The sequence below is a fragment of the Chitinivorax tropicus genome (assembly GCF_014202905.1).
GTDB classification, from domain to species: Bacteria; Pseudomonadota; Gammaproteobacteria; order Burkholderiales; family SCOH01; genus Chitinivorax; species Chitinivorax tropicus.
In genome coordinates, this window is record NZ_JACHHY010000021.1 from 43,750 (window position 1) to 69,466 (window position 25,717).

The 25,717-nt window shown below is 56.6% G+C and carries 21 protein-coding genes; 10 read left to right on the forward strand and 11 right to left on the reverse strand.

Annotated features, from left to right (window positions below; translation table 11 throughout):
* Positions 1-26 precede the first annotated feature (26 nt).
* The 10 genes from HNQ59_RS15500 to dnaB all read left to right on the forward strand — a co-directional run bounded on the left by HNQ59_RS15500 (position 27) and on the right by dnaB (position 10,585).
* Positions 27-950: a branched-chain amino acid transaminase gene (locus HNQ59_RS15500; protein WP_184041307.1), complete on the forward strand. Its 924-nt coding sequence runs from the start codon at positions 27-29 to the stop codon at positions 948-950.
* A gap of 7 nt (positions 951-957) precedes the next feature.
* Positions 958-1,164 (forward strand): zinc-finger domain-containing protein, encoded by a 207-nt coding sequence (locus tag HNQ59_RS15505; RefSeq protein WP_184041308.1) that lies wholly within the window; start codon positions 958-960, stop codon positions 1,162-1,164.
* A 45-nt stretch (positions 1,165-1,209) separates the two neighbouring features.
* Entirely contained in the window at positions 1,210-2,241 is a 1,032-nt protein-coding gene (gene waaF / locus HNQ59_RS15510) for a lipopolysaccharide heptosyltransferase II (protein ID WP_184041309.1), read from the forward strand.
* A gap of 273 nt (positions 2,242-2,514) precedes the next feature.
* On the forward strand, positions 2,515-6,642 hold the full coding sequence (locus HNQ59_RS15515) for a PAS domain S-box protein (RefSeq protein WP_184041310.1): 4,128 nt from the start codon (positions 2,515-2,517) through the stop codon (positions 6,640-6,642).
* Positions 6,639-7,385 carry a 23S rRNA (guanosine(2251)-2'-O)-methyltransferase RlmB gene (gene rlmB, locus HNQ59_RS15520; RefSeq protein ID WP_184041311.1) on the forward strand — a complete coding sequence of 249 codons (747 nt, stop codon included), beginning with the start codon at positions 6,639-6,641 and terminating at the stop codon, positions 7,383-7,385. The genes HNQ59_RS15515 and rlmB overlap by 4 nt, the downstream gene beginning before the upstream one ends.
* Before the next feature lie 104 nt (positions 7,386-7,489).
* A complete protein-coding gene (gene rpsF / locus HNQ59_RS15525) occupies positions 7,490-7,861 on the forward strand; it encodes a 30S ribosomal protein S6 (protein ID WP_184041312.1) in 372 nt (123 codons plus the stop codon).
* A gap of 5 nt (positions 7,862-7,866) precedes the next feature.
* Positions 7,867-8,172 carry a primosomal replication protein N gene (gene priB, locus HNQ59_RS15530; RefSeq protein WP_184041313.1) on the forward strand — a complete coding sequence of 102 codons (306 nt, stop codon included), beginning with the start codon at positions 7,867-7,869 and terminating at the stop codon, positions 8,170-8,172.
* Between the two features lie 2 nt (positions 8,173-8,174).
* Positions 8,175-8,402, forward strand: coding sequence for a 30S ribosomal protein S18 (rpsR, locus tag HNQ59_RS15535; protein ID WP_137936332.1), 228 nt, complete (start codon positions 8,175-8,177; stop codon positions 8,400-8,402).
* 18 nt (positions 8,403-8,420) lie between these two features.
* Positions 8,421-8,870 carry a 50S ribosomal protein L9 gene (gene rplI / locus HNQ59_RS15540; RefSeq protein ID WP_184041314.1) on the forward strand — a complete coding sequence of 150 codons (450 nt, stop codon included), beginning with the start codon at positions 8,421-8,423 and terminating at the stop codon, positions 8,868-8,870.
* A gap of 305 nt (positions 8,871-9,175) precedes the next feature.
* Entirely contained in the window at positions 9,176-10,585 is a 1,410-nt protein-coding gene (dnaB, locus tag HNQ59_RS15545) for a replicative DNA helicase (RefSeq protein ID WP_184041315.1), read from the forward strand.
* A gap of 1,162 nt (positions 10,586-11,747) precedes the next feature.
* On the opposite strand, the gene HNQ59_RS15550 is transcribed toward dnaB, so the two are convergent.
* The 11 genes from HNQ59_RS15550 to ald form a co-directional block, all read right to left on the reverse strand.
* On the reverse strand, positions 11,748-12,641 hold the full coding sequence (locus HNQ59_RS15550) for an ABC transporter permease subunit (protein ID WP_184041316.1): 894 nt from the start codon (positions 12,639-12,641) through the stop codon (positions 11,748-11,750).
* A complete protein-coding gene (locus tag HNQ59_RS15555) occupies positions 12,638-13,594 on the reverse strand; it encodes an ABC transporter permease subunit (protein ID WP_184041317.1) in 957 nt (318 codons plus the stop codon). Before HNQ59_RS15555 ends, HNQ59_RS15550 begins: the two co-directional genes overlap by 4 nt.
* The gene (locus tag HNQ59_RS15560; protein WP_184041318.1) at positions 13,591-14,718 is read right to left on the reverse strand and encodes a polyamine ABC transporter ATP-binding protein; all 1,128 of its coding nucleotides are present in this window, start codon (positions 14,716-14,718) and stop codon (positions 13,591-13,593) included. Before HNQ59_RS15560 ends, HNQ59_RS15555 begins: the two co-directional genes overlap by 4 nt.
* Before the next feature lie 85 nt (positions 14,719-14,803).
* Positions 14,804-15,901 carry an extracellular solute-binding protein gene (locus HNQ59_RS15565; protein ID WP_184041319.1) on the reverse strand — a complete coding sequence of 366 codons (1,098 nt, stop codon included), beginning with the start codon at positions 15,899-15,901 and terminating at the stop codon, positions 14,804-14,806.
* Positions 15,902-16,236: 335 nt separating this feature from the next.
* Positions 16,237-17,961 (reverse strand): arginine--tRNA ligase, encoded by a 1,725-nt coding sequence (gene argS / locus HNQ59_RS15570; protein WP_184041343.1) that lies wholly within the window; start codon positions 17,959-17,961, stop codon positions 16,237-16,239.
* A 298-nt stretch (positions 17,962-18,259) separates the two neighbouring features.
* Positions 18,260-19,555 (reverse strand): NAD(P)/FAD-dependent oxidoreductase, encoded by a 1,296-nt coding sequence (locus HNQ59_RS15575; RefSeq protein ID WP_184041320.1) that lies wholly within the window; start codon positions 19,553-19,555, stop codon positions 18,260-18,262.
* Positions 19,552-20,481: an agmatinase gene (speB, locus tag HNQ59_RS15580; protein WP_184041321.1), complete on the reverse strand. Its 930-nt coding sequence runs from the start codon at positions 20,479-20,481 to the stop codon at positions 19,552-19,554. Before speB ends, HNQ59_RS15575 begins: the two co-directional genes overlap by 4 nt.
* An 81-nt stretch (positions 20,482-20,562) precedes the next feature.
* The gene (locus tag HNQ59_RS15585) at positions 20,563-21,942 is read right to left on the reverse strand and encodes an aspartate aminotransferase family protein (protein WP_184041322.1); all 1,380 of its coding nucleotides are present in this window, start codon (positions 21,940-21,942) and stop codon (positions 20,563-20,565) included.
* 71 nt (positions 21,943-22,013) lie between these two features.
* Positions 22,014-23,348 carry a glutamine synthetase family protein gene (locus HNQ59_RS15590; RefSeq protein ID WP_184041323.1) on the reverse strand — a complete coding sequence of 445 codons (1,335 nt, stop codon included), beginning with the start codon at positions 23,346-23,348 and terminating at the stop codon, positions 22,014-22,016.
* Between the two features lie 165 nt (positions 23,349-23,513).
* Positions 23,514-24,287, reverse strand: a complete 774-nt coding sequence (locus HNQ59_RS15595; RefSeq protein WP_184041324.1) for a gamma-glutamyl-gamma-aminobutyrate hydrolase family protein — start codon at positions 24,285-24,287, stop codon at positions 23,514-23,516.
* A gap of 39 nt (positions 24,288-24,326) precedes the next feature.
* Positions 24,327-25,445, reverse strand: a complete 1,119-nt coding sequence (ald, locus tag HNQ59_RS15600; RefSeq protein WP_184041325.1) for an alanine dehydrogenase — start codon at positions 25,443-25,445, stop codon at positions 24,327-24,329.
* Positions 25,446-25,717: the final 272 nt, after the last annotated feature.

Consider the following 25,717-nt stretch of genomic DNA (forward strand, 5'->3'; position numbering starts at 1 on the left):
GACACCAATCAAATGAGGAGTGCATTATGTCGATGGCTGATCGTGACGGCCTGATCTGGTACGACGGTAAGATGGTGCCGTGGCGCGACGCGACCACGCATGTGCTGACCCACACATTGCATTACGGCATGGGTGTGTTTGAGGGCGTGCGTGCTTATAAGACAGCCGAAGGTCCGGCAATTTTCCGCCTGCAGGATCATACCGATCGCCTGTTCCGTTCGGCGCACATTCTGGGCATGAAGCTACCTTATACCAAAGCACAGCTGAATCAGGCACAGCTTGATGCCATCAAGCTAAATGGCCTGGAGTCCGGTTACATCCGCCCGATGGCTTTTTATGGTGCCGAGGCGATGGGTATCTCTGCCAGAACCCTGTCTACACATGTCATCGTCGCAGCATGGCCATGGGGGGCCTATCTGGGCGCAGAGGCGCTGGAGAAAGGCATCCGGGTCAAGACGTCTTCATTCACTCGCCATCACGTCAACATCACCATGTGCAAGGCCAAGGCCAATGGCAACTACATGAACTCGATCCTGGCCAATCGCGAGGCTGAACAGGACGGGTACGATGAGGCCTTGTTGCTGGATGTGGATGGTTTTGTGGCCGAGGGTTCTGGTGAAAACATCTTCATCGTCCGCAAGGGCAAGCTGTATACGCCAGATCTGACCTCCGCCCTGGAAGGCATCACCCGCGACACGATCGTTCAGCTGGCAGGTGAATTGGGTATCGAAGTCGTCGAAAAACGGATCACCCGTGACGAAGTCTATACTGCTGATGAAGCATTCTTCACCGGCACGGCGGCTGAAGTGACGCCTATCCGCGAGCTGGATAATCGCATGATTGGCGAAGGGGTACGCGGCCCGGTGACTACCCGCCTGCAGCAACTCTATTTTGACTGTGTGACCGGCAAGTCCGAGCAGCATCGAGACTGGCTGACCTTTGTGAAGTGAGTGATCCATGGCTGAAACAAAAGAGCTGAGTCAGCGCATCATCGAAGTATCTGATCAGGATCTGCCCTTGCATTGTCCAATGCCTGACATGTTGAAATGGAATGCCCATCCACGTGTCTTCCTGGCCATTGAAAAGACTGGCGAGGCCAAGTGCCCATACTGTGGCACTGACTACAAACTGAAGGGTGGCCCTCGACAGGGCGGCCATCACTGATCCGCCATGCCGGCGCCTTGGGCGCCGGTTTCATTTTGCATTCTTATGACTCGAATTCTCGTCGTTGCGCCGTCTTGGGTCGGTGATTGTGTCATGGCCGAGCCCCTGTACCGTCAGCTGGCGGCGCGCCATCCCGATCTGCAGTTGGATGTATTGGCACCTGCCTGGACGCTGCCCTTGCACAGCCGGATGGCAACCGTCACACAAACACTCGACAACCCCTTTGCCCATGGTCAACTACGACTAACGGATCGATACCGTCTAGGGCGGCAGTTGCGTGCGGGCCACTATCAGCAAGCCATCATCTTGCCGAATTCACTGAAATCGGCCCTGATTCCCTGGTTTGCTGGGATTCCTCAACGAACAGGCTACCTTGGCGAACAGCGTTATGGCCTGCTCAATGACTGGCGGAAACTGAACGAACAGGCTGTGCCCAGAATGGTGGATCGCTTTGTCCAACTGGCAGTGCCTGAGCATGAGTCAGCGGCTGTGATGGCTGCCAACCCCAAGCTGGTGGTCAGCGAGCAGAGCGTGCTGCAGGCGTTGCGGGACAAGGGGTTGACCACCTCCCGCCCGGTCTTGGCATTTTGTCCAGGCGCTGAATATGGGCCTGCCAAGCGTTGGCCGGCTCGGCATTTTGCTGCCTTGGGTCGCTTGGCCGTGGCGCGAGGGGCGCAGATCTGGGTATTGGGCTCTCATAAAGAGCAATCGATAGGCCAGGAAATCGTGGCTGCAATCGGTCAGTCGGCTGTGAACCTATGCGGTGAAACATCATTGGCGCAGGCCATTGATCTATTATCCTTGGCAAAAGCAGTTGTGACCAATGACTCTGGGTTGATGCATGTTGCTGCGGCATTGGAGCGTCCGGTATTTGCAGTATATGGTTCATCCAGTCCGATATTCACGCCACCATTGAGCGATCAGGCTGAAATCATCACCTTGAATCTGCAATGCAGCCCCTGTTTCAAGCGGGCTTGCCCGTTGGGCCATATGAATTGCCTGAACCAGCTTGATGCTGATCTCGTGTGGAAGAGCATGCAAGGTATCTTTGCATCCTTGACTGAATCTGCCGATTGAGTGGCTTCCAATATCTGAATGCTATTTATTTATCCGTAGATTAAGTTTAAGATCATTAGAGAACCTACCTAAATAATAATATTCATTTTCCTGCATTTATCGAAATGGGCGCTTTTACGTGGCTGTCATTTCGGGCTTGAGTCCGAAATCAGGCAGGCGCGAGCCGTGAGCCTCGTCAGCGGAGCATGGCAACGAGCAGCTTGTGACAATTTGGCAGCGATGTGCAGATGGGTTGGGTGGTACATAGCGTTTTGGTAAGTGTTTTTATGATTGGTGAGGCACACGTTGGTAGCAGCGCTCAAAAGTCGATGGTTTCGGATCTGTGCAGGTCAGACAGGCTGGACGATTCTCTTTGCGGCGGGGTTGTTGGCGGGGGCTCTGCTCGGGTTCCGGTTGGGGTGCGGTAACCAGCCCATACCACTGCTTTGGCCACCGTCTGGCATTGCATTGGCCGGTTTGTTGTTGACCGGCATGCGTGTGCTGTGGGTGATCCCGATGGTGACGCTGATACTGGGCTGGGCGCTTGGTCAGCCTCTGATCGGCACCTTGGCAATCGCCATAGGCTCGACGCTTGGTTCTGCGCTGAGCGCCAAACTGCTGAATGTCTACAGTCAGCGCGACAGGATGCTGTCATCTTTACGCAATGTCGGTCTGCTGATCCTGATTGGTGCCATGTTCAATGGCGCCATTTCTGCAAGCTTCAGTGCATTGGCGCTGTACTCCCCCAGCACGCTCAGCACGCACTCACTGAATGAAACCTGGCTGATGCGCTGGCTGGCAGAGGTTGCCGGGGTACTGCTGATCACCCCCTTGATACTGGCGATTGCTGAAAAGGTGCGGGAATTCTGGCACCGCCGGGCTGTGGAGCTGCTGACCCTGTCCGGTCTGACCATTCTAATTAGCTACATCGTGTTCGGTGGGTATGCTCTGCCCGCCACGCCCCATCTGACATTGCAATTTGTGATTTTCCCGCTGATCGTGTGGGGTGCAGTCCGCTTCGGTCATGTCGGCTCTGGTGTGGTGGCCTTGCTGGCGTCCATCATTGCCGCCTGGTCGATGTTGAGCGGTGATCTGAGTGGCGCGTCGGGTTTCGAAAAGACCTTCTTCCTGTTTGCGTTCATGTCCGTCATGGCCAGTGCGGGCTTGATTCTGGCGGCCACCATCGAAGAGCGCAGGTTGACGGTGGACATGCTGCATGAGCACCGATTACAAGCGCAGTCGGTGCTCAACAACATGCAGACGCTGTTCTACACCAAAGACCTCAAAGGCTGTTATTCCCTGGTCAACCGTGAATTTGCCGAGCTGTTCGGCTTGGCTGGTCGAGATGTCATCGGTTGCACGGCGTTCGACCTGCTCCGGCCTGATGAGGCGCGCAGCCAGCAGGCCAATGATACCCTGGTACTGAGCGCCGAGAAGAATATCCAGTTTGAGGAAAGTTTCGAGCTGGAAGGGGTGGCCCATACCTATCTGGTCAATAAATTTCCTCTCTACGACCGCAATGGGCGATTGATCGGGCTGTGCGCGAATGGGATCGACATCACCGAGCGCAAGCGGGCAGAAGCTGAGTCGGCAGCCGCGCAGGCGCGGTTTCGCGCATTGGTCGAATCCCCACTGGCGGGCATTGCCATCATCCAAAACGATCATGTTGCCTATGCCAACCCTGAGTTGGCCAATATACTTGGATTCCCAGTCGATGAGCTGACTGGTCGGGCATTTTCGTCCGTCATCTGGCCCGATGATCGCATCATGCTGCATAAGCAGCTGGCGGCTGATGCCCACCATCGAGGGCCCGGTCGTCGCATTGCGGTCAAGATCCGTCACCGTGACGGCTCCCCGATAGACGTGGAATTGCACACCCGGCGTTTTGATTACAACGGCAAGGTGGCAACCTTCGGCCTGTTTCTCGATATGCGCCAACGTCTGGAGACCGAACGCCAGTTGGAGCTGTTTGGCCGAGTGTTTCAGCACTCCACCGATGCGATCTGTGTGGCGGACAAAGACGAATGCATCCAATCGGTGAATGATGCATTTCTGCGAATCACCGGCTATGAAGAGTCGGACATACTCGGTAAGCCCATGTCGATGCTGACCCGAGCCGTACCCCAGGCGCAATGTGATCAGGTGCGGCACCAGTTGCAGGATCAAGGCTATTGGCATGGTGAATACTTGGTGTGCAGCCGACATGATGAGGTATTCCCGGTCTGGTTGAGCGTATTCGTTTTGCGTCAGACAGAGGGCTTGATCACCAATGTGGTGTCGATATTCAGTGATATCTCTGAGCTGAAGCAGGCGGAAGTCGCCAAGCAGCAGGCGGAAGGGAAGTTCCGTGCGCTGGTCGAGTTATCGCTGGTCGGTTTCTACATCGTTCAGGACGACATCCTTCACTATGCCAATCCCACCTTGGCGGAAATGGTTGGTCACGATCAGCAGGCCATGGCGGGGCGTGAGGTGAATGATTTCATTGCACCGGACGACTGGATGTTGGTGCAGCAAAACCACCGGCTGCGGCTGACCGGTGAAATTGACCACCTGCGCTATACCTTCCGCATCCGGCACCGCGATGGTCATCTGGTGGATGTCGAGGCGCATGGTCGGCGCTTTGAGTTCAACGGGCGGCCTGCCATCATCGGCATGTTGATCGATATCAGCGAACGGGTGAAGCAGGAGCGTCAGTTGCGCTTGGCGGCGAAGGTCTTCGACAATGCGCAGGAGGGCATCCTGATCACCGATGCCAATGCCGAAATCATTGCCACCAACCCTGCATTCAGTCGTATCACCGGTTTCGAAGGAGGGGGGACGATCGGCAAGGTTTCCCGGATGTTCCGTGATGGGCGGGATTATGGCGAAATCAATCAGGATATGCTGATGAGCCTGGAGATGTCTGGCCATTGGCAAGGAGAGCTGGTTGATCGGCGTAGCAATGGCGATGCCTATCCTGCCTGGCTGAGCATCAGTGCAGTCCGGGATGACCAAGGGCGGATCTCGAACTATGTAGGCGTCTTCTCCGATATCACCAGTCGTAAAGAGGCGGAAGAGCGCCTGCATTTCCTCGCCAATCATGATGCCTTGACCAGGCTGCCCAATCGCGCACGTCTGCACGAGCGGCTTGAGCAGTCCTTGTTCAGATTGCATGGCCACGCCCATCAGCTGGCAGTGCTGTTCATTGATCTCGATCGATTCAAGACCATCAACGATACCCTGGGGCACCATGCTGGCGACCAGCTGCTGAAGGAGGTGGCGGTACGCCTCAAGCGCTGTGTCAAAGAGTGGGATCTGATCGCCCGCCTGGGAGGGGATGAATTCACGGTTGTCATGGAGAACATCACGGACGTTCAGCACGTGGCAGGCGTGGCCGAGCGTTTGTTGCACACCTTGGGCCAGCCATTCATGCTGGAGCAGCAGGAGCTGTTCATTACCGCCAGCATCGGCATCGCCATGGCACCGATCGATGGCTCGGATGCGGCATCCTTGCTGAAGAACGCCGACATCGCCATGTATCGCGCAAAAGAGCTGGGCAAGAATACCTATCAGTTCTTCGCATCTGAGATGAATGCCTTGGCCATGGAACATCTGGTCATGGAAAGCAGCTTGCGCTACGCCTTGGAGCGTAGGGAATTCGAGCTCCATTACCAGGTTCAGGTGGAGTTGCTGCAACATCGGATCATCGGGATGGAGGCGCTGGTGCGTTGGCGGCATCCGGAGCTGGGCTTGGTTGCGCCGGCACGGTTCATCCCATTGGCGGAGGAAAATGGCTTCATCGTGCCGATCGGAGAGTGGGTGCTGTTGACCGCCTGTCAGCAGGCGAAACGATGGCAGGAGGCAGGGTATCCGCCAGTCAGGATGGCGGTCAATCTGTCACCTCGCCAATTCCGTCCGTTCAGCTTGGTGCAGTCTGTGCGCAATGCCTTGGCACTGTCCGGCCTAGCTCCCGAATGGCTGGAGCTGGAAATCACCGAGAGCATGATCATGCGGGATGCCGAAGAGGCGATCGAAATCATGTCAGAGTTGAAGGCCATGGGTGTGCAGTTGTCGATCGACGATTTTGGCACTGGCTACTCATCCTTGAATAATCTGAAGCATTTCCCCATCCACAATCTGAAGATCGATGGTTCCTTCATCGCAGGTGTACCTGGCGATGGAGAGGATACCGCCATCACCGAGGTGATCATCACCATGGCCAAGCGCCTGGGCCTGAGTGTGGTGGCAGAAGGCGTGGAGCGTATGGAACAATTGCTTTTCCTGCGTGAGAATGGCTGTGATCTGGTGCAAGGGTTCATGTTCAGCGAACCCAGACCCGCCGAGGAAATCGAGCTTCTGTTCACGGCGCTTGGCATTTATCAAGTACATCGTCACAATGTGCACCCTCCTGATTTGAAGCCCACATCGTTGGAACACGTTTGAACTCAAAAATCATCTTCGGCTTTCATGCCGTCAATGCGCGTTTGCGCCACTTTCCTGGCAGCGTTCAGGAGCTCTATTTACTCAACCAGCGGCAGGACCCCCGCGCCAAGGATGTGGAGCACACGGCCAATCAAGCTGGTGTCCGCATCATTCCGGTGGATATGCAACGACTGGATGGCTTGGTCGGAGCCGGGCGTCATCAAGGCGTAGCGGCCTTGATCGATCTTGGCAAAAGCCATGTCACTTTGGATGACGTACTGGATCAGCTGACCGAGCCTCCTATGCTATTGATTCTGGATGGCGTGACAGACCCCCATAATCTGGGCGCATGCCTGCGGGTGGCTGATGCCATGGGTGCACACGCAGTGGTGGCCCCCAAGGATAAATCGGTCGGCCTGAATGCAACCGTCTCGAAAGTCGCCTGTGGCGCTGCTGAGGTCATGCCTTATGTCACGGTCACCAATCTGGCGCGGACCTTGCGCGACCTGAAAGATCGCGGAGTGTGGATAGCGGGCACCGCAGCCGATGGCGACACAGACCTGTTTCATTTCGAACAGACCGGCCCGCTTGCCTGGGTGCTGGGTGCGGAAGGCTCAGGCCTGCGCAGGTTGACCCGAGAGCACTGCGATGTCATGGTCAGCATCCCTATGTTTGGCACTGTCGAAAGCCTGAATGTATCTGTGGCATCCGGCCTGTGCTTGGCTGAAAGCCGTCGGCAACGCGTCTTGGCTGGTGTGAAGTGATTTACCGCTGGTCATTGGTCGAGTAGTCGTTTATACTGCTTCGTTTCCCCAACCCTTGCCTTACCGGAACGCATACGGGAGGCTTTTTCCAAAAGGAGTGATTAATGCGTCATTACGAGATCGTATTCATCGTCCATCCTGATCAAAGCGAGCAGGTGCCGGCGATGGTCGAGCGTTACAAGAATATGGTCGTGAACGGTGGTGGTGCAATCCATCGCCTCGAAGACTGGGGTCGTCGTCAACTGGCCTATCCGATTCAGAAAGTTCACAAGGCCCATTACGTGCTGATGAACATCGAATGCAGCCAGGAAATCCTGGATGAGCTGGAACATGCATTCAAGTTCAACGACGCAGTTCTGCGCCACCTGACCCTGAAGAAAACTGGTCCGGTGACCGAGCCTTCTCCGATGATGAAAGAAGAGAAGTCGAAGTCCCTGATGAGTCAGGAAGGTAAAGGCGACGCTGCTGCGGCGTAAGCTGAGTGAGTTGCAATCAGGTTGAGCTGGAAGGTGTCATCATCGAGCGCGAGTCGCTTCGGTATACGCCAGCAGGTATCCCAATCATCGGGTTTGGCCTTTCCCATCAATCCCAGCAAAATGAAGCGGGCATGGCCCGTACAGTCAAGTGCGTCTTGGCCGCTATTGCATTGGGTGATATTGCCGTTCAGGTGGATCGCCTACGGGATGACAGGGTAGTCCATTTGTCAGGTTTTCTGGCAATGAAAAACCTGAAAAGCTCACAACTGGTATTGCACGTAACCCGAATCGAATACAGTCAAACGAGGTAATCATGTCCCGTAATTTGTTCAAGCGTCGGAAGTTCTGCCGCTTCACCGCCGAAGGCGTCAAAGAGATCGACTACAAAGATATCGATACGCTGAAGGATTTCGTCACCGAAACAGGCAAGATCATTCCTGCCCGTATCACTGGTACCAAGGCTCGCTACCAGCGTCAGCTGTCAGATGCCATCAAGCGTGCGCGCTTCCTGGCCCTGATGCCTTACACTGATCTGCACTAAGCGCTAGGAGATATCGACATGCAAATCATTCTCCTGGAAAAAGTAGCCAATCTGGGTCAACTGGGCGACGTGGTCAAGGTCAAGGATGGTTACGCTCGTAACTTCCTGATCCCGACTGGTAAAGCAAAGCGTGCAACAGATGCCAATCTGAAAGAGTTTGAAGCACGTCGTGCAGAGCTCGAAAAGGTACAGGCTGCCAAATTGGTTGAGGCGCAAGCTCGTGGTGAGAAACTCGCCGGTGCGCGTTTCGAAGTCAGCCAAAAAGCAGGTGTGGATGGCCGCTTGTTCGGCTCTGTCACCAACGCGGACATTGCTGACGCGATCAGCAAGACCGGCGTTCAGGTTGCCAAGGCTGAAGTTCGCCTGCCTGAGGGCCCGTTCAAGATGATCGGTGAATACAACGTTGATATCGCACTGCACCACGACGTAGTAGTTGAGGTGGCTGTTGTGGTCGTGCCAGAGGCGTAATCTGCTTCAAGCTGGATGTTGTTTCAAGAAAAGGGCTGCTTTGCAGCCCTTTTTGTTTGTGGGATGCATTTGACTGCTGGTTGGGATTCATGGGGTGTCATGTATCCAGTAGCGGTGTGAGCAGGTAATAAATTCAGGTCAATCATGGCAAAGCAGGCTGGATGAAACTGGCAATGAGCCGTGTGGGGCTTGGGGTTGCAATGTGATCATTGGATTCTCCGACGAGCCATCTGTTCTGCTGTAAAATGGCATCATGTAGCCCCCGCCTTGAGGGGGTTTTGTTTTTCATTATGTCGTGATGCGCTATGTCCACTTTCGATTTGGTTTCAGAAGACCGTGAATTGCAGATGATCAAGCTGCCGCCTCATTCGGTTGAGGCTGAGCAGTCCGTGTTGGGCGGTTTATTGCTGGACAACAAAGCTTGGGACAATGTCGCCGGCCAGATATCCGAGGTTGATTTTTATCGCCACGATCATCGATTGATCTTCAAGCATGTGTTCAAATTGCTTGAGCTGGGGCAGCCTGCCGATGTGGTGACCGTGGCCGAGTCATTGGAAAAATCCAATGAGCTGCAGGAGGTAGGTGGGCTGGCGTATTTGGCCAGCTTGGCTCAGAACACGCCTAGCGCCGCAAATATCGGTCGATACGCCCATATTGTGCGAGAGCGTTCGATCATGCGCAAATTGGTTGAAGTCGGCACCGAGATTGCCGATTCGGCCTATAACCCAAATGGCCGCGATGCGGCGGATCTGCTTGACCAGGCGGAGGCCAAGGTCTTTGAGATTGCAGAAAGCAGCGCCAAAGGGCGGCAGGACTTTCTGACCATGCCGCAATTGGTGTCGGAGGTGGTCGAGCGGATTGATACGCTCTATAACCGTGACAATCCAAATGACATCACCGGCATCCCATCTGGTTTTGTCGATCTGGACAATATGACTTCAGGGTTGCAGCGTGGTGATCTGATCATTGTTGCGGGTCGGCCTTCTATGGGGAAGACGGCATTTTCCATCAATGTTGCTGAGAATGTTGCGATCAGCACTGGTTTTCCTGTGGCGATTTTCAGTATGGAAATGGGTGGTGCGCAGCTGGTCATGCGGATGATCGGCTCTGTTGGTAAGCTTGATCAGCATAAAATCAAGACTGGCCGATTGGAGGATGAAGACTGGCAGAAGCTGACCTATGCCGTCGGTAAACTGTCCGAGGCGCCTATCTATATTGATGAATCGGCGGGCCTGTCCGCATTGGAGGTTCGGGCACGGTGCCGTCGCTTGGCACGCCAGCATGGCCAGCTTGGCTTGATCGTGATTGACTATATCCAACTGATGGCAGGTAACAGCAGTGGTGGGCGTGATCAGAACCGTGCAACAGAGGTGGGCGAGATATCACGATCGTTGAAAAGCTTGGCCAAAGAGCTGAAAGTGCCGGTGGTCGCGCTGTCTCAGCTGTCACGAAATGTGGAAAGCCGCCCGGACAAGCGTCCGATGATGTCCGATTTGCGTGAATCTGGCGCAATCGAACAAGATGCAGACATCATCATCTTCATGTTCCGTGAAGAGTACTACTTCCGAGATAAGGAAGAATTGAAAGGCAAGGCTGAGGCAATCATCAGCAAGCACCGTAATGGCCCGACCGGGAGCGTGCCATTGACCTTCCTCGGCCAATTCTCTCGTTTCGAAAATGCCGCCTTTACCAAAACGGGTTGGGAGGGCGAGTAGTAATCGTGTGGGTGGGCTGGGTGGTGTTGCTCACATGCCCAGCTTTGCCGCAGGCACTTCTGCTGAGTGCTGATCCCATATCCGTCTACCACGGCAAGTGGTCGGGGCTGCATGCCGGCCCTGCCCGGCTCATCTAGCCTAAACATTCCTTCCATTTTTTCGCACAACCCGTCCTGGTGATCGACAGTGGTACGCCTCTTTGAGGTGCCTGGCTGATAGGTGATATTCCGTGAGTGAGTGATCCGCAGCCCGCGCCAGATCTCGTCGAGCGCTGATCTTTCCTTTTAGATCAGAGATGTGTCGCCCATTGATGTTGATGCCTGAAATAAAATACAGTATACTGTTGATATTGACAGCTTAATGCCGAAGGGGGAAGTGATGACCTATCGTATCCAGTCTGATCAGCAATCTGTCTTGCCACTTAATGATGGGAGGTATGCCAGGTTGGATGGTGTGATTCACGGATTGATTGGTGGCTTCCTGTTGATGGTTGTCCATGACCTGAGCCCGGCTTGGCTGGAAGTCATGCAACACCCAAAGGCCGATGGGTTGCTGATGGGGTTGATCTGCGTCAGCGCATTGGTCTTGACGGTCGGAGCAGTCTATTGCGGGGTGCGAGTTGGTTATCTTGCCTGGCGATGGTTGAGGGAGGTATCACAACGGCGGCAACGAATTGTTCAATCTGATCAGGTGGGTCAGGCCATAGTTTGGTCATACACCAAGCTGCTACATAGGCTGTTGCCTGTTTACTGGCAGCGCGTGGCCGGTAGCAAGCGCCCTCATTTGCGGTGTGTGGTTGTTGGCGGAGGTAGCCATGTTGCGGCTTGTTCTGGGTGATGCCTTGAAACGGCCTAGTCTGGTCGGGGTGGTTGTCAGTGCTTAAGAGGCGGTAATGGCATTGGTAATCAGGCGTACGGCCACTCAAGGTGTATTGAGCTGATTACGTGGTGGGCGCAGCAATAAAGATGGATTGGATAGTGCGGGCGTTGGTGATGTGCTCAAAGGCGGATGGTGTTCATGTCTGCCAAATCATTGGCAAAGCGGCGAGCACTGATGAGGTGATCAGCTTGGTGATGCGTGGGATGTAAGCAGAGTGTGGCCATCCGCAAGTGAACAAGCCAGCTGTCCGCTGGCTTGTTCTGGCTTGGCTCTGGTCAATCGATCAGTGCCCGCCCTGTGCAACTGCCTGCTGGATAGCCTTGTCCCGTTTGGCTTGGGCGGAAACCATCAGCCGGTTGGAAATCACCACAAAGACCGTGACGAATACGATGATGATGGTTGCCAGGGCATTGATCTCAGGTGTCAACCCAAGCCGGATGGAGGAGAAAATCCACTGGGGTAGGGTGGTGGAGCCGGGGCCGGACAGGAATGCAGTCAGTACATAATCATCCAAGGACAGCGTGAACGATAATAGCCAGCCTGACACCAATGCCTGGGAAATCAATGGGATGGTGATGACAAAGAATACCTTCCAGGGACGGCAACCCAGGTCCATGGCGGCATCTTCCAGTGAGCGATCCATCTCGCGCAGCCGAGATTGCACCAGCACTGCAACATAGGCCATGCAAAGCGTGGTATGGCCGATCCAGATGGTGACCATGCCGCGTTCACCAAAGGCGTAGCAGCCCGCTGTTTTCAGCAGGCCGGCTGCTTCGCCATCGCAGCCGATCGCGGTTTGCAGGGCGACAAACAACAGCAGCATCGATAGCCCTACAATCACCTCTGGCATCACCATGGGCGCGGTGACCATGCCTGCAAACAGGCTGCTGCCCCGGAAACGACCAAAACGGGCCAGTACGAAGCCCGCTATGGTGCCGAGCACAACAGCCAAGCTGGCGGTCATGAATGCGATCTTGAAACTGAGTTTGGCTGCGGCAATGACTGCCTCGTCATTGAACAGTACTTGATACCACTTCAATGAAAAGCCGCCCCATACGGTCACCAGGCGGGACTCGTTGAAGGAGTAGATCACCAAGCTGATGATTGGCGCATACAGGAAGAAAAAGCCGAGCAACATATAGAGTTTATTGCTCAGCGGCATCTTTTTGCCATTCATGATTTGCCGGCCTCCATTTGCTTGGCTTCAAATCGATGGAACCAGATGATCGGCGCGATCAACAGAATCATCATGATGACGGTCACAGCGGAGGCTTGTGGCCAGTCCATGTTGGCGCCAAAGTCATCCATCAGCCGTTTACCGATCATCAATACTTCGCCACCGCCCAGCAGCTCTGGAATCACGTATTCACCGACAGCTGGGATGAATACCATCATCGAGCCAGCAATCATGCCGCCTTTGGAAAGCGGCAAGGTGATCTTGAAAAATGCGTCCCATGGCTTGGCGCCCAGATCCGCAGCGGCCTCCAGCAGGCGACCATCCAGCTTTACCAGGTGTGAGAACAGCGGCAGGATCATGAAGGGCAGGTAGCTGTATACCATGCCGACAATGACGGAGAATTGGTTGTATAGCAATGGAATCGGTTCGTTGATGATGCCCAAGGTCATCAGGATGTTGTTCAGGACCCCGTTGTCCTTGAGGATGCCGATCCATGCATAGACCCGTAGCAGGAATGAGGTCCAGAATGGCAACATCACCAGCATCAGCAGGGTGTTACGGGTTGCTTCATCACTGCGGGCGATGTTGTAGGCAATCGGGTAGCCGATGATCAGACACAAGACGGTGGTGATCAGCGCCAGCTTCAGCGAGTTCCAGTAGGAGATGATGTACTGGCTGTTGCTGGCGGCTTCACTCCAGCTGGTCTCGGCAAAGGCCTTGGCTTCATCCAGGATGGTGTGATATTTGCCCGTATTCAGTGTGATGATGGTTTTGTTTTCTTCCTGCTGAACGATCTGTGTGTAAGGTGGCTGCGCAATGTCAGGCTCAGTGAAGCTGATCTTCAGTACAAAAAAGAATGGCAATAGGAAAAACAGCAGTAACCAGCCATAGGGTACTGCTGTCACCAATGTTCTGCCTTTGGGCAGGCAGCGCATCAGAAGTCCCTTGATCATGATGTCAGCACCACGCCAGCGTTGTCGGCCCACTTGACGAATACCTTGTCGCCCCAGGTGGGGGGCTCGGCTTCGCCCCAGTGGGTGGAGGGAACATGGGCCATGAGAACGCGGCCACTGGGCAGGCGGATGTGATAGATCGAGTAGCTGCCCAGGTAGGCGATTTCCGCCACTTCTCCAGCACACCAGTTGAATTCGGCGGTTGGTTGTTCCCTGCAAACCGTAATGCGCTCGGGTCTGACGGTGAACCAGAGGGTCTGACCTAATGCGCCGGTGATGCCATGATCGACATAAATCCGGTTGTGCAGCTCGGGTGCCTCGATCACGATATGGCTGGCTTCATCCACGACCAATTTGCCTTCGATGGTGTTGGTCGAGCCGATGAACTCTGCCGTGAACACGCAATTCGGATGATTGTAGATATCGCGTGGTCCGCCGACCTGTAGCAATTTGCCTTCCGACATGATGCCGATCCGGCTTGACATGGTCATCGCTTCTTCCTGGTCGTGTGTGACCATGATGCAGGTGACGCCGACTTTTTCAATCACGTTGACCAGCTCGATCTGCGTCTGCATCCGCAGCTTCTTGTCCAGGGCGCCGAGTGGCTCATCCAGCAGCAGCAGCTTGGGGCGCTTGGCCAAGGAGCGCGCCAGGGCAACCCGCTGTTGCTGGCCACCTGACAGTTGGTGGGGCTTGCGCTTGGCGTATTTACGCATCTGCACGAGATCGAGCATCTGGTTGACGCGCTCGGTGATTTCGCTCTTGGGGAGTTTGTCCTGTTTCAGGCCAAATGCCACATTCTCTTCGACCGTCATGTGCGGGAAGAGCGCATAGGACTGGAACATCATGTTGATGGGGCGGGCATAGGGCGGCAGATCGGTTATGTCCTGTCCATCCAGAATCAGACGGCCTTCCGTGGGCTTGTCCATGCCTGCCAGCATTCTGAGCAGTGTGGATTTTCCCGAGCCGGAGCTGCCCAGCAGGGCAAAAATCTCGTTCCTAGGGATATGTAATTCGACATCATCCACGGCGGTAAAATCACCAAATCGCTTGGTAACGCCACGGATCTCCAGATAGGCCTGTTTGCCACCGGCTTTGCCGGCAGCAGCATTGTCTACCGCCACAATGAGCTACTCCTAAACAGTCTGCAGGATGGCCTGCGCCGCCAGAAAAACAGTCGGCGGCATGGCCCGCCGACTCCGTTTTCAATTACTTGCTGGTTTTGAATTTATTGAAGTATGCCGTGACACGCTTTTGTGTGTCAGCATCCATCGGTTTCTTGGGTTGCAATTTGGACAGTGCCGCGTCGCTCAGGTAGATCTTGGAGTCATCCTTGAGCTTTTTGTCCACCAAGGCGGTTGCCTTGGCGTTGGGGTTGGCATAATTCACCTTGTTGGAGATGGCGGCCACGACCTCCGGCTTCATGATGAAGTTGATCCATTGATGGGCTTCAGCCACATTCTTGGAGTCCTTCGGGATGGCCATGGTGTCGATCCACAGCTGGGTGCCTTTCTCGGGCACAACATACTCGATATTCTGCGGTTTTTTGGCTTCCTTGGCCCGATCGCGTGCGATGTATACGTCGCCGTTGAAGCCCATGGCGACGCATACGTCACCGTTGGCCAGCAGGTCGATCGGCGCCTGGATGAATACCTTGATGTCTTTGCGGATGGCGGCCAGTTCTTTGTTGTTGGCTTCCAGTGCGTCTTTTGAGAAGTCCATCATGTCACGGCCTTTGTAGATGTTGTACATAGCGTACACATCTGACGCGCTTTCCATGAATGAAATGCCGCAGCTCTTCAGCTTCGAGGTGTATTTCGGGTTGAAGATCAGCTCCCACATGTCGGTGGGCATGGGTTCGCTGCCCAGTGCTTTTTTCACTTTGTCGAGGTTGATGCCGAATGCTGCTGTGCCCCACATGTAGGGCAGTAGGTATTCGCCGGTCGGGTCGGCTGCTTTCAGCTTCTCCAGCATGGTCGGGTTCAGGTTGGCCAGGTTGGGCAGCTTGGTCTTGTCGAGCTTCAGATAGATGCCTGACTTGATTTGCTTGGCGGCGAAATCCATCGAAGGGTGGACAACATCATAGCCGCTTTTGCCAGTCAGCAACTTGGCTTGCAGCGTTTCGTTGCTGTCATAGACGTCGTACTTCGGGGTGATACCCGTTTCTTTCTGGAAATCCTTGGTGGTGTTGTCGGCAATATAGTCTTGCCAGTTGTATACATTGACCTTGCCAGCGGCAAATGCGCCGGCTACGGACAGCCCCATCACCACGGCGGCCAGTTTGACTGCAAATTGTTGCTTTTTCATGGATATTCACTCCCGTTCGGTTTCCGAAACACCTGGTTCCAAGCGGTTTCGGCATGTGGCCGACGCCAGCCTGGGCGCATTGTCAGATCGACGTATTGATCCCCTCTCGCCGATAGGCGCAATTACAGCATACATGTGCGTTGGTGGGTATGCTGCATTGCATCTCACTACAGCCAAGCAAGCGATTGACCTGCTGGCCGGGCGCGGATTTTACGGCATCTTGCCGATCCATGCTGCTGGTTTTGCATATCTGACAGCCTGATGTAGGTGTCAGAAGTATGCATCACGCCCGGGCAGGCCGTGCCTCGCCCACTCTGGAGAGATCGGTACAGGGTTTACATCGTCTCCATGACTTCGATGCCCAACATGTCCAGGCCGACTTGCAAGGTCCTGGCAGTCAGGTCACATAATTTCAAACGGCTTTGTTGAACCGTACCTTCGCTCTTCAATACTGGGCATGCTTCGTAAAAACGCATGAACTGGGTTGCCAATTGGTATAGATACAAACACATCAAATGGGGCACAGCGTCTTTGGCAACGGTATAGACGGCATCCGCGAATTGTGCCAACTGCAATGCCAGTATGCGCTCTGCCGGCTCGACCAGGTTGACGGCGGCTTGGGCATCCAGCGCGACGCCTTTGTCAAAGATGCTGCGGGCGCGGGTATAGGCATACTGCAGGTAAGGGGCGGTATTCCCTTCGAATGCAAGCATGGTCTTCCAGTTGAACACGTAATCTGACGTGCGATGCTTGGACAAATCGGCATATTTCACTGAGCCGATGCCGACCTTGGTCGCGATTTGGCGGCGGGTGGTTTCATCCAGTGCCGGATTTTTGTCGGTGACCAGTTGGAAAGCGCGCTCTTCGGCTTCATCCAAGAGCTCGATCAGCTTGACGGTGTCACCCGAGCGGGTTTTGAATGGCTTGCCATCTTCGCCCATCATCGTGCCAAAGGCGACATGCTCCAGCACCATGCTCTCTGGGGCATAACCAGCCTTGCGTGCAAGGCTGAAGATCTGCTGGAAGTGCAGGCCCTGTCTGGCATCCACCACATACATCACGCGATCGAGGCCCAGCGTACCATGACGGTAGCGTACTGCTGACAGATCGGTGGTGGCATAGAGGTAACCACCGTCTGACTTCTGGATGATGCAGGCGAGCGGGTCGCCTTCTTTGTTCTTGAATTCATCCAAAAAGACCACTTGAGCACCCTGATCTTCGGTCAGCAGGCCCTTGGTGCGCAGATCATCGACGACGACCGGCAGGTCATCGTTGTAGGTGCTTTCACCCCGCACATCGCCACGGGAAAGCTGGACATTGAGCTTGCGATAGACTGCCTCGCAATGTGAGAGCGAGATATCGACGAACTGGCGCCATAAGGCCAGGACCTCGGCATCACCGGATTGCAGCTTGACAACGTACTCGCGGGCACGATTGGCAAAAGCGGCGTCCTCATCGAAGTGTTTCTTGGCCTGGCGATAAAAGGCTTCGAGGTCGTTCAGGGCTATGGCGGCTTCGTCTGTCTCACCTGCTCTGACTTCCAGCAGGTAGGCGGTGAGCATGCCGAATTGGGTGCCCCAGTCGCCCACATGGTTGGCCCGGATCACCTCGTGACCCAGGAATGCCTGTACGCGTGCCAGGGCGTCACCGATGATGGTGGAGCGCAGGTGGCCGACGTGCATTTCCTTGGCCACATTGGGCGAGGAGTATTCCACCATGACCTTGCGCTTGGCTTGTGCGGGGACGCCCAGTCGGGTGTCATGCAGGGCGGTTTCGACATGTCGAGCAAGGAATTCTGGCGCCAGATGCAGATTGATGAAGCCTGGGCCGGCAATATCCATCTTGGCGACCAGATCGGCCACTTGTGCGTGCTCGACGACCTTTTGCGCCAGCTCGCGCGGGTTCATCTTCAGCTGTTTGGCCGCAGCCATGACGCCATTGACCTGATAGTCGCCGAATTCTGGCTTGCCGGCGGGCTGCACCAGTGGCTGGGCACCAGCGGCGCCTGCGGCGGCCAGTGCGGCTTCGAAACGTTGAGTAAGCGTCTGCAACAAGGTCATATCACATGTCCTGAATCGGTTTGCCAACCAAGTACCAGACCCTTTGTCTCGGTACTCGGCCAGCGGGCAAGCTGTATCAACGTTGCGATGGTCTTTTGCACGCCCACCCAAGCCGATATGCCGCAGCGTGCTCGGCATGACGCCAAGCCGGTTGACGCAACAGGCTGTGAACAGTGTGGATGCAGGGTGGGAGATGTGATCGCAACGCCCGGAAGAACCGGGCATTTTACTGTGCGTCCCGGCTTCAGGGCAAACCGAATATTGCACTGCACCGTAATGGGCGGGGGGCGAAGGCGGCTCATAACCTATCCCGTAACCCGTAATACCACATGCCCAATACCAACGCCGGCGTCCTGAGCAATTTGCCCCCAGGGAAGGGGCGGTGTCGGATGCGGGCCATCAGGTCGAATCGCTCTGCCTGTCCTGCAATGGCTTCGGTGGCCAATCGCCCTGCCAGGCCGGCCACTGCCAACCCGTGGCCGGAGAAACCCTGTAAATAATAGATGTTTGGGGTCAGGCGACCGAAATCGGGGGCGCGGTTCATGGAGATATCGACAAAGCCGCCCCAGCAGTAGGCCACCGGCGTGTCGTGCAACTGGGGAAAGGTCTGCAACATGTTGCCGCGCATTACTTCGGGCAGATTGGCCGGGGTGAGGGTCGAATAACTGACCCGGCCACCAAACAGCATGCGGTGGTCGCGGGTGGTGCGGAAGTAGTCCAGCACGAAATTGTTGTCACAGACGGCGACCCGATCTTTGATCAGTGTGTCGGCCTGGGCGGGTGTCAGTGGCTCGGTGGCGATGATGTAGGTGCCGACCGGCATGATGCGTGACTCGATGGATGGTGCCAGCTTGCCGAGATAGACGTTCCCGGCCAGCACCACAAAGCGTGCCTGCACTGCACCTTGGCTGGTCGAGATGGTGGCAGGCTCACCGCCTTGCAGGTGCGTGACCGGGCTGTGCTCGAAGAGCTGCACCCCATGGCCCTCGGCGGCGGCGGCCAGGCCGAGGGTGTATTTCAGGGGGTGCAGATGGCCGCTCTGGCTGTCAAAGATGGCGGCATGGTAGCGGGGGCTGTCGATCCAGTCGCGTATCTGTCCGGGCTCGATGAAGGTGAGGTGCGGGTAATGGTATCGCTGGCTCAGCAGCTCGAAACCAGCTCGCAGCGCATCGGTCTTTTTGGGCCGGGTCGAGACGGTCAGGTGGCCGGGGGTGAAATCGCAATCGATCTGATAGGTGTCGATGCGTTGCCGGATCAGTTGAATGGCTTCGATCGACATCTGCCAGGCGGTCTGGGCGCCTTCAGCGCCAAGTGCCTGCTCAAATACGTCGTTGTCGCAGGCGTAGCCCGCGATGATCTGGCCTCCGTTGCGGCCTGATGCACCCCAGCCGATGCGCCTTGCTTCGAGCAAGGCCACACTGTAGCCGCGCTGGGCCAGCTCCAGTGCGGCAGACAGCCCCGCCAGGCCACCCCCCACCACGCAGACGTCGGTGGTGATCCGGCCTTGCAAGGCTGGCTTGGCGGCGTCGCGCAGCGCGGTGGCTTCGTAATACGAGCGATGATTGAGCTGATCGTCTTGTCGAAACATGCTCATCGGGCCCGCGCTGCCAGCCGCTGGCAGAGGTAGGTCCAGACAAACACCGCAGCGGCATTGGCGGTGAGTGAGGCGTGGTCGTAAGGTGGGCAGACTTCGACACAATCCATGCCGACCAGGGGGAGATCGACCAGTGCCTCCAGCACGGACAAGACTTGATTGGTGGTCAAGCCGCCGGGCTCGGGGGTGCCAGTGCCGGGTGCGAAGGCTGGGTCGAGGCAGTCGATGTCCAGGGTGAGGTAGGTGGGTGGGTTGCCTGCGGCCAGAATGCGTTGGCGGATGTCATCCAGCATCGGCGCCAGCTGGGTTTCGGATTCCTGGCCGCGCAGCGCACGGGCGGTATAGACACGCCCCCCAACCGCATTGACATGGTCGATGGCGGCTTTTTCACCCGCAGAGCGGATGCCGATCTGGATCGTGGCCGAGGGCACGACCAGCCCTTCCTGTAGCGCTTCGTAAGTCCAGGTGCCATGGCCGGAGGGCTCTCCGAAGTGATTCTGCCAAGTGTCACAATGCGCATCGAAATGGATCAACGCCAACGGCTGGCCGACATGTTGGCGATAGGCGCGCAGCAGGCTCAAGGTGATGGAATGATCTCCACCCAGCCATACCATATGGTATTGGTGCAGCAGGGGCAGGATCGCTTGCTGTAGCGCAGCGCGGGCATCGCTCAACGAGGTGTTGGGCGTGGAAAGGTCGCCCAGATCGGTCAGGTGATCCAGCGGCGATACCCCAAACCAGGGGTGGGTGCCATCACACAGCATCTGGCTGGCCTGGCGAATGGCCTGTGGCCCAAAGCGGGCGCCAGGGCGATTGGTGACGGCACTGTCGAAGGGGATGCCCGCTATGGCGAAGGGTCTGCTGGCGTCTTGTAGTGGCGCCCCCATGAAGCCAGTGCGGTGCAGGTAGGGAAAGTCGAAATCCATGGATGATTGTGGTCGGTCAGTTGATCATGGACGGGGCCACTTGTCGTGGCACCGTCACTTGGGCCGATGGCCGACCCGCCATTACATCATGCCCAGGTCCTTCGCGGTCAACGCCAGACAATGTTTGGCTTTGTCGACCAGCTCATCGATCTCGCTCCGTGTCATCACCAAGGGGGGCGATAGCAGCATGCGATCACCCGTTGCCCGCATGATCAGGTTGTTTTTGAAGCAGTAATCACGGCACTTCAGGCCGATTTCGCCGCCATTGGCAAAGCGTTTGCGGCTGGCTTTGTCGGCAGTGAGCTGCATGCCCGCCACCAGGCCCTGACCTGCAATCTCCCCGACCAGCGGGTTGTCTGCCAGGGCTTGCCGCAGGCTTTGTTGGAAATAAGGCCCGGTGTCGGTCTTGACCTGAGCCACCACCCCACCATCACGCAAGATGCGCAGGTTGGCCATGGCCACCGCTGCAGCGACCGGGTGGCCAGAGTAGGTCAGGCCGTGGTTGAAGTCGCCGCAGTCGATCAGGGGTTGAGCGATCCGCTTGTGGATGGCGACAGCGCCCATGGGGATGTAACCCGAGGTCAGCCCTTTGGCCAAGGTCATGGTGTCTGGCTCGAAGCCAAAATGCTGATGGGCGAACCATTCACCAGTGCGGCCAAAACCACCGATCACCTCGTCCGCGCACAGCAGGACATCATATTGGCGACAGATGCGCTGGATCTCCGGCCAGTAGCTCTCCGGTGGGAAAATCACGCCACCCGCGCCCTGGAAAGGCTCGCCAATGAAGGCGGCAACATTGTCCGCGCCCAGTTCGAGGATCTTCTGTTCCAGCTCGGCGGCGCATTGGCGGCCAAATGCTTCCGGTGTCAGAGTGCCCCCTTCACCAAACCAATAGGGCTGGTTGATATGGACGATATGCTCGACCTTGGAAGGCATCTGTTCGTGCATATAGTCCATGCCGCCCAAGGTGGCCCCTGCCATGGTCGAGCCGTGGTAGCCATTTTTACGCGAGATGACGTATTTCTTGCCTGGCTTGCCCATCGCCGCCCAGTATTGGTAGACCACGCGCAACGTGGTGTCATTGCCTTCTGAGCCAGAGTTACAGTAGAAAAAATGCTCGAAGCCCGGTGGCGCGATTTCCGACAGCAGTTTCGACAACTCGATGATCGGCGGGTGGGTGGTTTTGAAAAAGGTATTGTAATAAGGCAGCTCCAGCATCTGCCGATACGCGGCATCGGCCAGCTCCTGCCGGCCATAGCCGACATTCACACACCACAGGCCCGCCATGCCATCAATGATCTTGTTGCCATCCGAGTCCCACAGGTAGACACCCTGCGCACGGGTGATGACGCGGCTGCCCAATCGATTGAGCGCACCCATGTCGGAAAAAGGGTGGATATGGTGGGCGGCATCCAGTTGCTGCCATTCAGAAGTGGTGCGTTGGGCAATGGGATGGGTCATGACACTATTCTCCACAACAGCCGGCCCATGACGGGTCGGCTTGATTTCAAGACAAAACCGGGACGGCCTGATCACACATGCAGCAGCAGGTGCTTACGTTCCCATGAGCTGATCACCCGGAAATAGGTGTCGAACTCCTTTTCCTTCACCGAGCAATAAGCGTGCACGAACGATTCGCCCAGCACCTTGCCGATGTCTTTGCTGTCACGCATGACTTCAACAGCATCTTCCAGGTGGCGGGGCAGCTCGTAATCCAGATCATAGGCGCTGGTGCTCATCGGGGGCTTGGGGCGCAGGCCCTGCACCATGCCCAGATAGCCGCAGGCCAGGGTGGCGGCCATGGCGAGGTAGGGGTTGACATCGACCCCGGCCACGCGGTTTTCGACGCGCCGGCTGTCGGGGCTGCTATTGGGCACCCGCATGCCAACCGTGCGGTTGTCGTAGCCCCATTGCAAATTGATGGGGGCGGCGGTGTGGCGGCTCAGGCGGCGGTAGGAGTTCACATACGGCGCCATGATCGGCATCACCGCAGGCATATAGGTTTGCAGGCCGGCAACGTAGGACAGGAACAGATCGGATGGGCTGCCGTCGGCATTCGAGAACACGTTCTGGCCGGTCTGCGCGTCCACCACGCTCTGGTGCACATGCATGGCGCTGCCCGGCTCATCTTGCATCGGTTTGGCCATGAACGTGGCGTAGATGTTGTGGCGAAAGGCTGTTTCCCGAACCACCCGCTTGAACAAGAACACCCGATCGGCCAGATCCAGCGCATCCCCATGCAGGAAGTTGATTTCCATCTGCGCCGCACCCACTTCATGGATCAAGGTGTCGATGTCAAGCTGCATGGCATCGCAATAGTCGTACACGTCCTCAAAGAATGGGTCGAATTCGTTGACCGCATCGATGCTGTAGGACTGGCGCCCTGTCTCGGGGCGGCCTGTGCGCCCGATCGGGGGGCGCAGTGGCTCATTGGGATCGGTGTTGCGCTCGATCAGGTAGAACTCCAGCTCCGGCGCCACGACTGGCTTCCAGCCGCGTTGGCCAAACAGATCGATCATGCGGCGCAGGACGTGGCGTGGCGAGATCTCCACCGGGGAGCCATCGAAATGGACACAATCATGGATCACCAACGCGGTCGGGTCCTCCGCCCAGGGGACCAGTGTCACCGTGCTGGCATCGGGCACGCACACCATGTCGGGGTCGGTGGGGCCGGTGATACTGTCATCGTCAGGGTAGTCGCCAGTGACGGTCTGGATCAATACCGCGGTCGGCAGCCGCATCTTTTCGCCTGAGGAGAATTGGCTCTTGGGCAGGATTTTGCCTCGGGCGATGCCGGTCATGTCGGGAATGACACACTCGACTTCGGTGATGCGATGTTCTCGGAAGAATTCGTTGATGCTTTCCATGTTCGTGCTCTCTTATGGTCTGTCGTGTTGGTGCCTGCCACTGGTCACGGGCCGGGCTGATCCGGGCGCGGGCGTGCCTAGCCCTCAAGTCGGCTGGGCTTGATGGCCATCGGCGTAGGTGCTGCGGCGCCTGCAGGAAGTGCGGTGGTCTGAGTGGCAGCGACCCTACTCAGGGTTCATGGTCAGGCCGCGCTCGCGCTTGAATGTCCGGCAGGCCTCGCCAAAGGCCGCAAACAGCTTGACGGATACAGGATTGGCCTGATGCTTCCACTCCGGATGCCATTGGGTGGCCAATGCAAAATGCTTGGCGTCTGCCACGGAAAACGCTTCGACCAGGCCATCCGGCGCGATGGCTTCAGCCATCAGCCCAGTGCCAAGTCGATCCACACCCTGTTGGTGGATGGAATTCACCTGGAATTCGCTCAGCCCGGTCAGCCGTGCGATCAGCCCGCCTGCCACCACCGAAACCGGGTGCGCAGGGCCGTATTGCACGTCCAGGTCGGCATCTTTGTCCTCACGGTGATCCAGCTTGCCTGGGGTTTCGTGGATCTTTTGCAACAGCGTGCCGCCAAAAGCGACATTCATCTCTTGAAAGCCACGGCAGATGCCGAAAACCGGCATGCCCAGCGCAATGGCCTGTCTGATCAGGGGGAGGGTGGTGTCATCACGATGCGGGTCAAGGCAGGTGTCCTCGTCCAGCGTGGGGCCTTGATAGTGCTTGGGGTGCACCATGGATGGGCTGCCGGTGAACAGCAACCCATCGACAAGGGATAAGGTCTGCGCCAAGCTTTGTCGATCGCCCAGTGATGGAATCAGGATGGCATAGGCATCGGCCCCGTCCACCACAGCGGTGATGTATTTCTCACCGATACAGTGGAACGGATGGACACCTAGCATACGGCGATCGGCAGGTATGCCGACAACAGGCTTATCAGTCATAAGTCACGTTGGCGGGTTGCCCCGCCAGAAATCAACAGATCAATCGTTCAATGCCGTCAAGGCTTGTACATAGGTATAGCCCAGATCGTTTGCCACGGCCTCGTAAGTCACCATGCCTTTGTATACGTTCAGGCCGTTGCGCAGATGCGCATCATCTTGCAATGCCCGCTTATATCCTTTATTGGCCAAGGCGACAGCAAAAGGCAAGGTGGCATTGGTCAACGCCATGGTCGAGGTGCGGGCGACGCCGCCTGGCATGTTGGCCACGCAATAGTGGGTGATGCCATCCACCACGTAGGTTGGGTTTTCATGCGTGGTGGCGCGCGAGGTCTCGAAGCACCCGCCCTGATCGATGGCGACATCGACCAGCACCGAGCCGGGTTTCATCAGCTTCAGCATGCTCTGGCGAACGAGCTTGGGCGCGGCAGCACCGGGAATCAGCACTGCACCGATGACTGCATCGGCCTGCCGGATTTCGTTTTCGATGGCATCTTGGGTGGAATAGAGAGTCTTGATACGGCCATCGAACAGATTGTCGATTTCCTTCAGGCGCGGCAGCGAGCGATCGAGAATCGCCACATCGGCACCCAGGCCCATCGCCATGCGCGCTGCATTCAGACCGACCACGCCGCCGCCGATGACCGTGACACGTCCTGGCGCAACGCCTGGCACGCCACCAAGCAGCACGCCAGATCCGCCTTGGGATTTTTCCAGGGCGCGGGCGGCGGCCTGGATCGACATGCGCCCTGCAACCTCGGACATCGGCGCCAACAAAGGCAATCCACCCCGATCATCGGTGACGGTTTCGTAAGCGATGGCAATACAACCGCTGTCGATCAGCCCTTTGGTCTGCTCAGGATCGGGTGCCAGGTGCAGGTAGGTGTAGAGAATCTGGCCGGGACGCAGCATGCGATATTCGACAGGCTGTGGCTCTTTGACTTTGATGATCATGTCAGCCTTGGCAAATATCTCGCTTGCCTCGGTCACCATGGTGGCGCCGGCTGCAATGTATTGATCATCCGAAAAACCGATGGCGGTACCCGCCTGGTGCTGGACCAGCACGCGATGACCATGTTGGATCAGCTCTTTGACCCCCCCTGGTGTCAGGCCAACACGGTATTCATGATTCTTGATTTCCTTCGGTACGCCAATCAGCATGTTAGAGATCTCCCTATATTGTGAAAACAGGCTGAACCCAGCCTGAGCCCTCAATCGGTGTCCTTCATGCATCTTGAACCGATTGTGGCCGGTTTGCTGCTCTGAATGTCTAATATATTCAACATCCGGCTGCGTGGCTGTGTCAAATATATTTGACGTTGCATTGCACCAAATGGGGGCGTGGCGGATTGCTGCTGTGTGATGTTGATAGGTGAGGGCGCTATAAATTTGCTTTGCAGCGGGCTTTCAAAATGTTTACTATCACCGTAAAA

Excerpts from the sequence above, each read along its gene's own strand:
- HNQ59_RS15500 (WP_184041307.1), top strand. The coding sequence starts at position 27 with ATGTCGATGGCTGATCGTGACGGCCTGATCTGGTACGACGGTAAGATG.
- HNQ59_RS15505 (WP_184041308.1), top strand. The coding sequence starts at position 958 with ATGGCTGAAACAAAAGAGCTGAGTCAGCGCATCATCGAAGTATCTGAT.
- waaF (WP_184041309.1), top strand. The coding sequence starts at position 1,210 with ATGACTCGAATTCTCGTCGTTGCGCCGTCTTGGGTCGGTGATTGTGTC.
- rpsF (WP_184041312.1), top strand. The coding sequence starts at position 7,490 with ATGCGTCATTACGAGATCGTATTCATCGTCCATCCTGATCAAAGCGAG.
- rpsR (WP_137936332.1), top strand. The coding sequence starts at position 8,175 with ATGTCCCGTAATTTGTTCAAGCGTCGGAAGTTCTGCCGCTTCACCGCC.
- rplI (WP_184041314.1), top strand. The coding sequence starts at position 8,421 with ATGCAAATCATTCTCCTGGAAAAAGTAGCCAATCTGGGTCAACTGGGC.
- dnaB (WP_184041315.1), top strand. The coding sequence starts at position 9,176 with ATGTCCACTTTCGATTTGGTTTCAGAAGACCGTGAATTGCAGATGATC.
- HNQ59_RS15550 (WP_184041316.1), bottom strand. The coding sequence starts at position 12,641 with ATGAATGGCAAAAAGATGCCGCTGAGCAATAAACTCTATATGTTGCTC.
- HNQ59_RS15555 (WP_184041317.1), bottom strand. The coding sequence starts at position 13,594 with ATGATCAAGGGACTTCTGATGCGCTGCCTGCCCAAAGGCAGAACATTG.
- HNQ59_RS15565 (WP_184041319.1), bottom strand. The coding sequence starts at position 15,901 with ATGAAAAAGCAACAATTTGCAGTCAAACTGGCCGCCGTGGTGATGGGG.
- argS (WP_184041343.1), bottom strand. The coding sequence starts at position 17,961 with ATGACCTTGTTGCAGACGCTTACTCAACGTTTCGAAGCCGCACTGGCC.
- HNQ59_RS15575 (WP_184041320.1), bottom strand. The coding sequence starts at position 19,555 with ATGAGCATGTTTCGACAAGACGATCAGCTCAATCATCGCTCGTATTAC.
- speB (WP_184041321.1), bottom strand. The coding sequence starts at position 20,481 with ATGGATTTCGACTTTCCCTACCTGCACCGCACTGGCTTCATGGGGGCG.
- HNQ59_RS15585 (WP_184041322.1), bottom strand. The coding sequence starts at position 21,942 with ATGACCCATCCCATTGCCCAACGCACCACTTCTGAATGGCAGCAACTG.
- HNQ59_RS15590 (WP_184041323.1), bottom strand. The coding sequence starts at position 23,348 with ATGGAAAGCATCAACGAATTCTTCCGAGAACATCGCATCACCGAAGTC.
- HNQ59_RS15595 (WP_184041324.1), bottom strand. The coding sequence starts at position 24,287 with ATGACTGATAAGCCTGTTGTCGGCATACCTGCCGATCGCCGTATGCTA.
- ald (WP_184041325.1), bottom strand. The coding sequence starts at position 25,445 with ATGCTGATTGGCGTACCGAAGGAAATCAAGAATCATGAATACCGTGTT.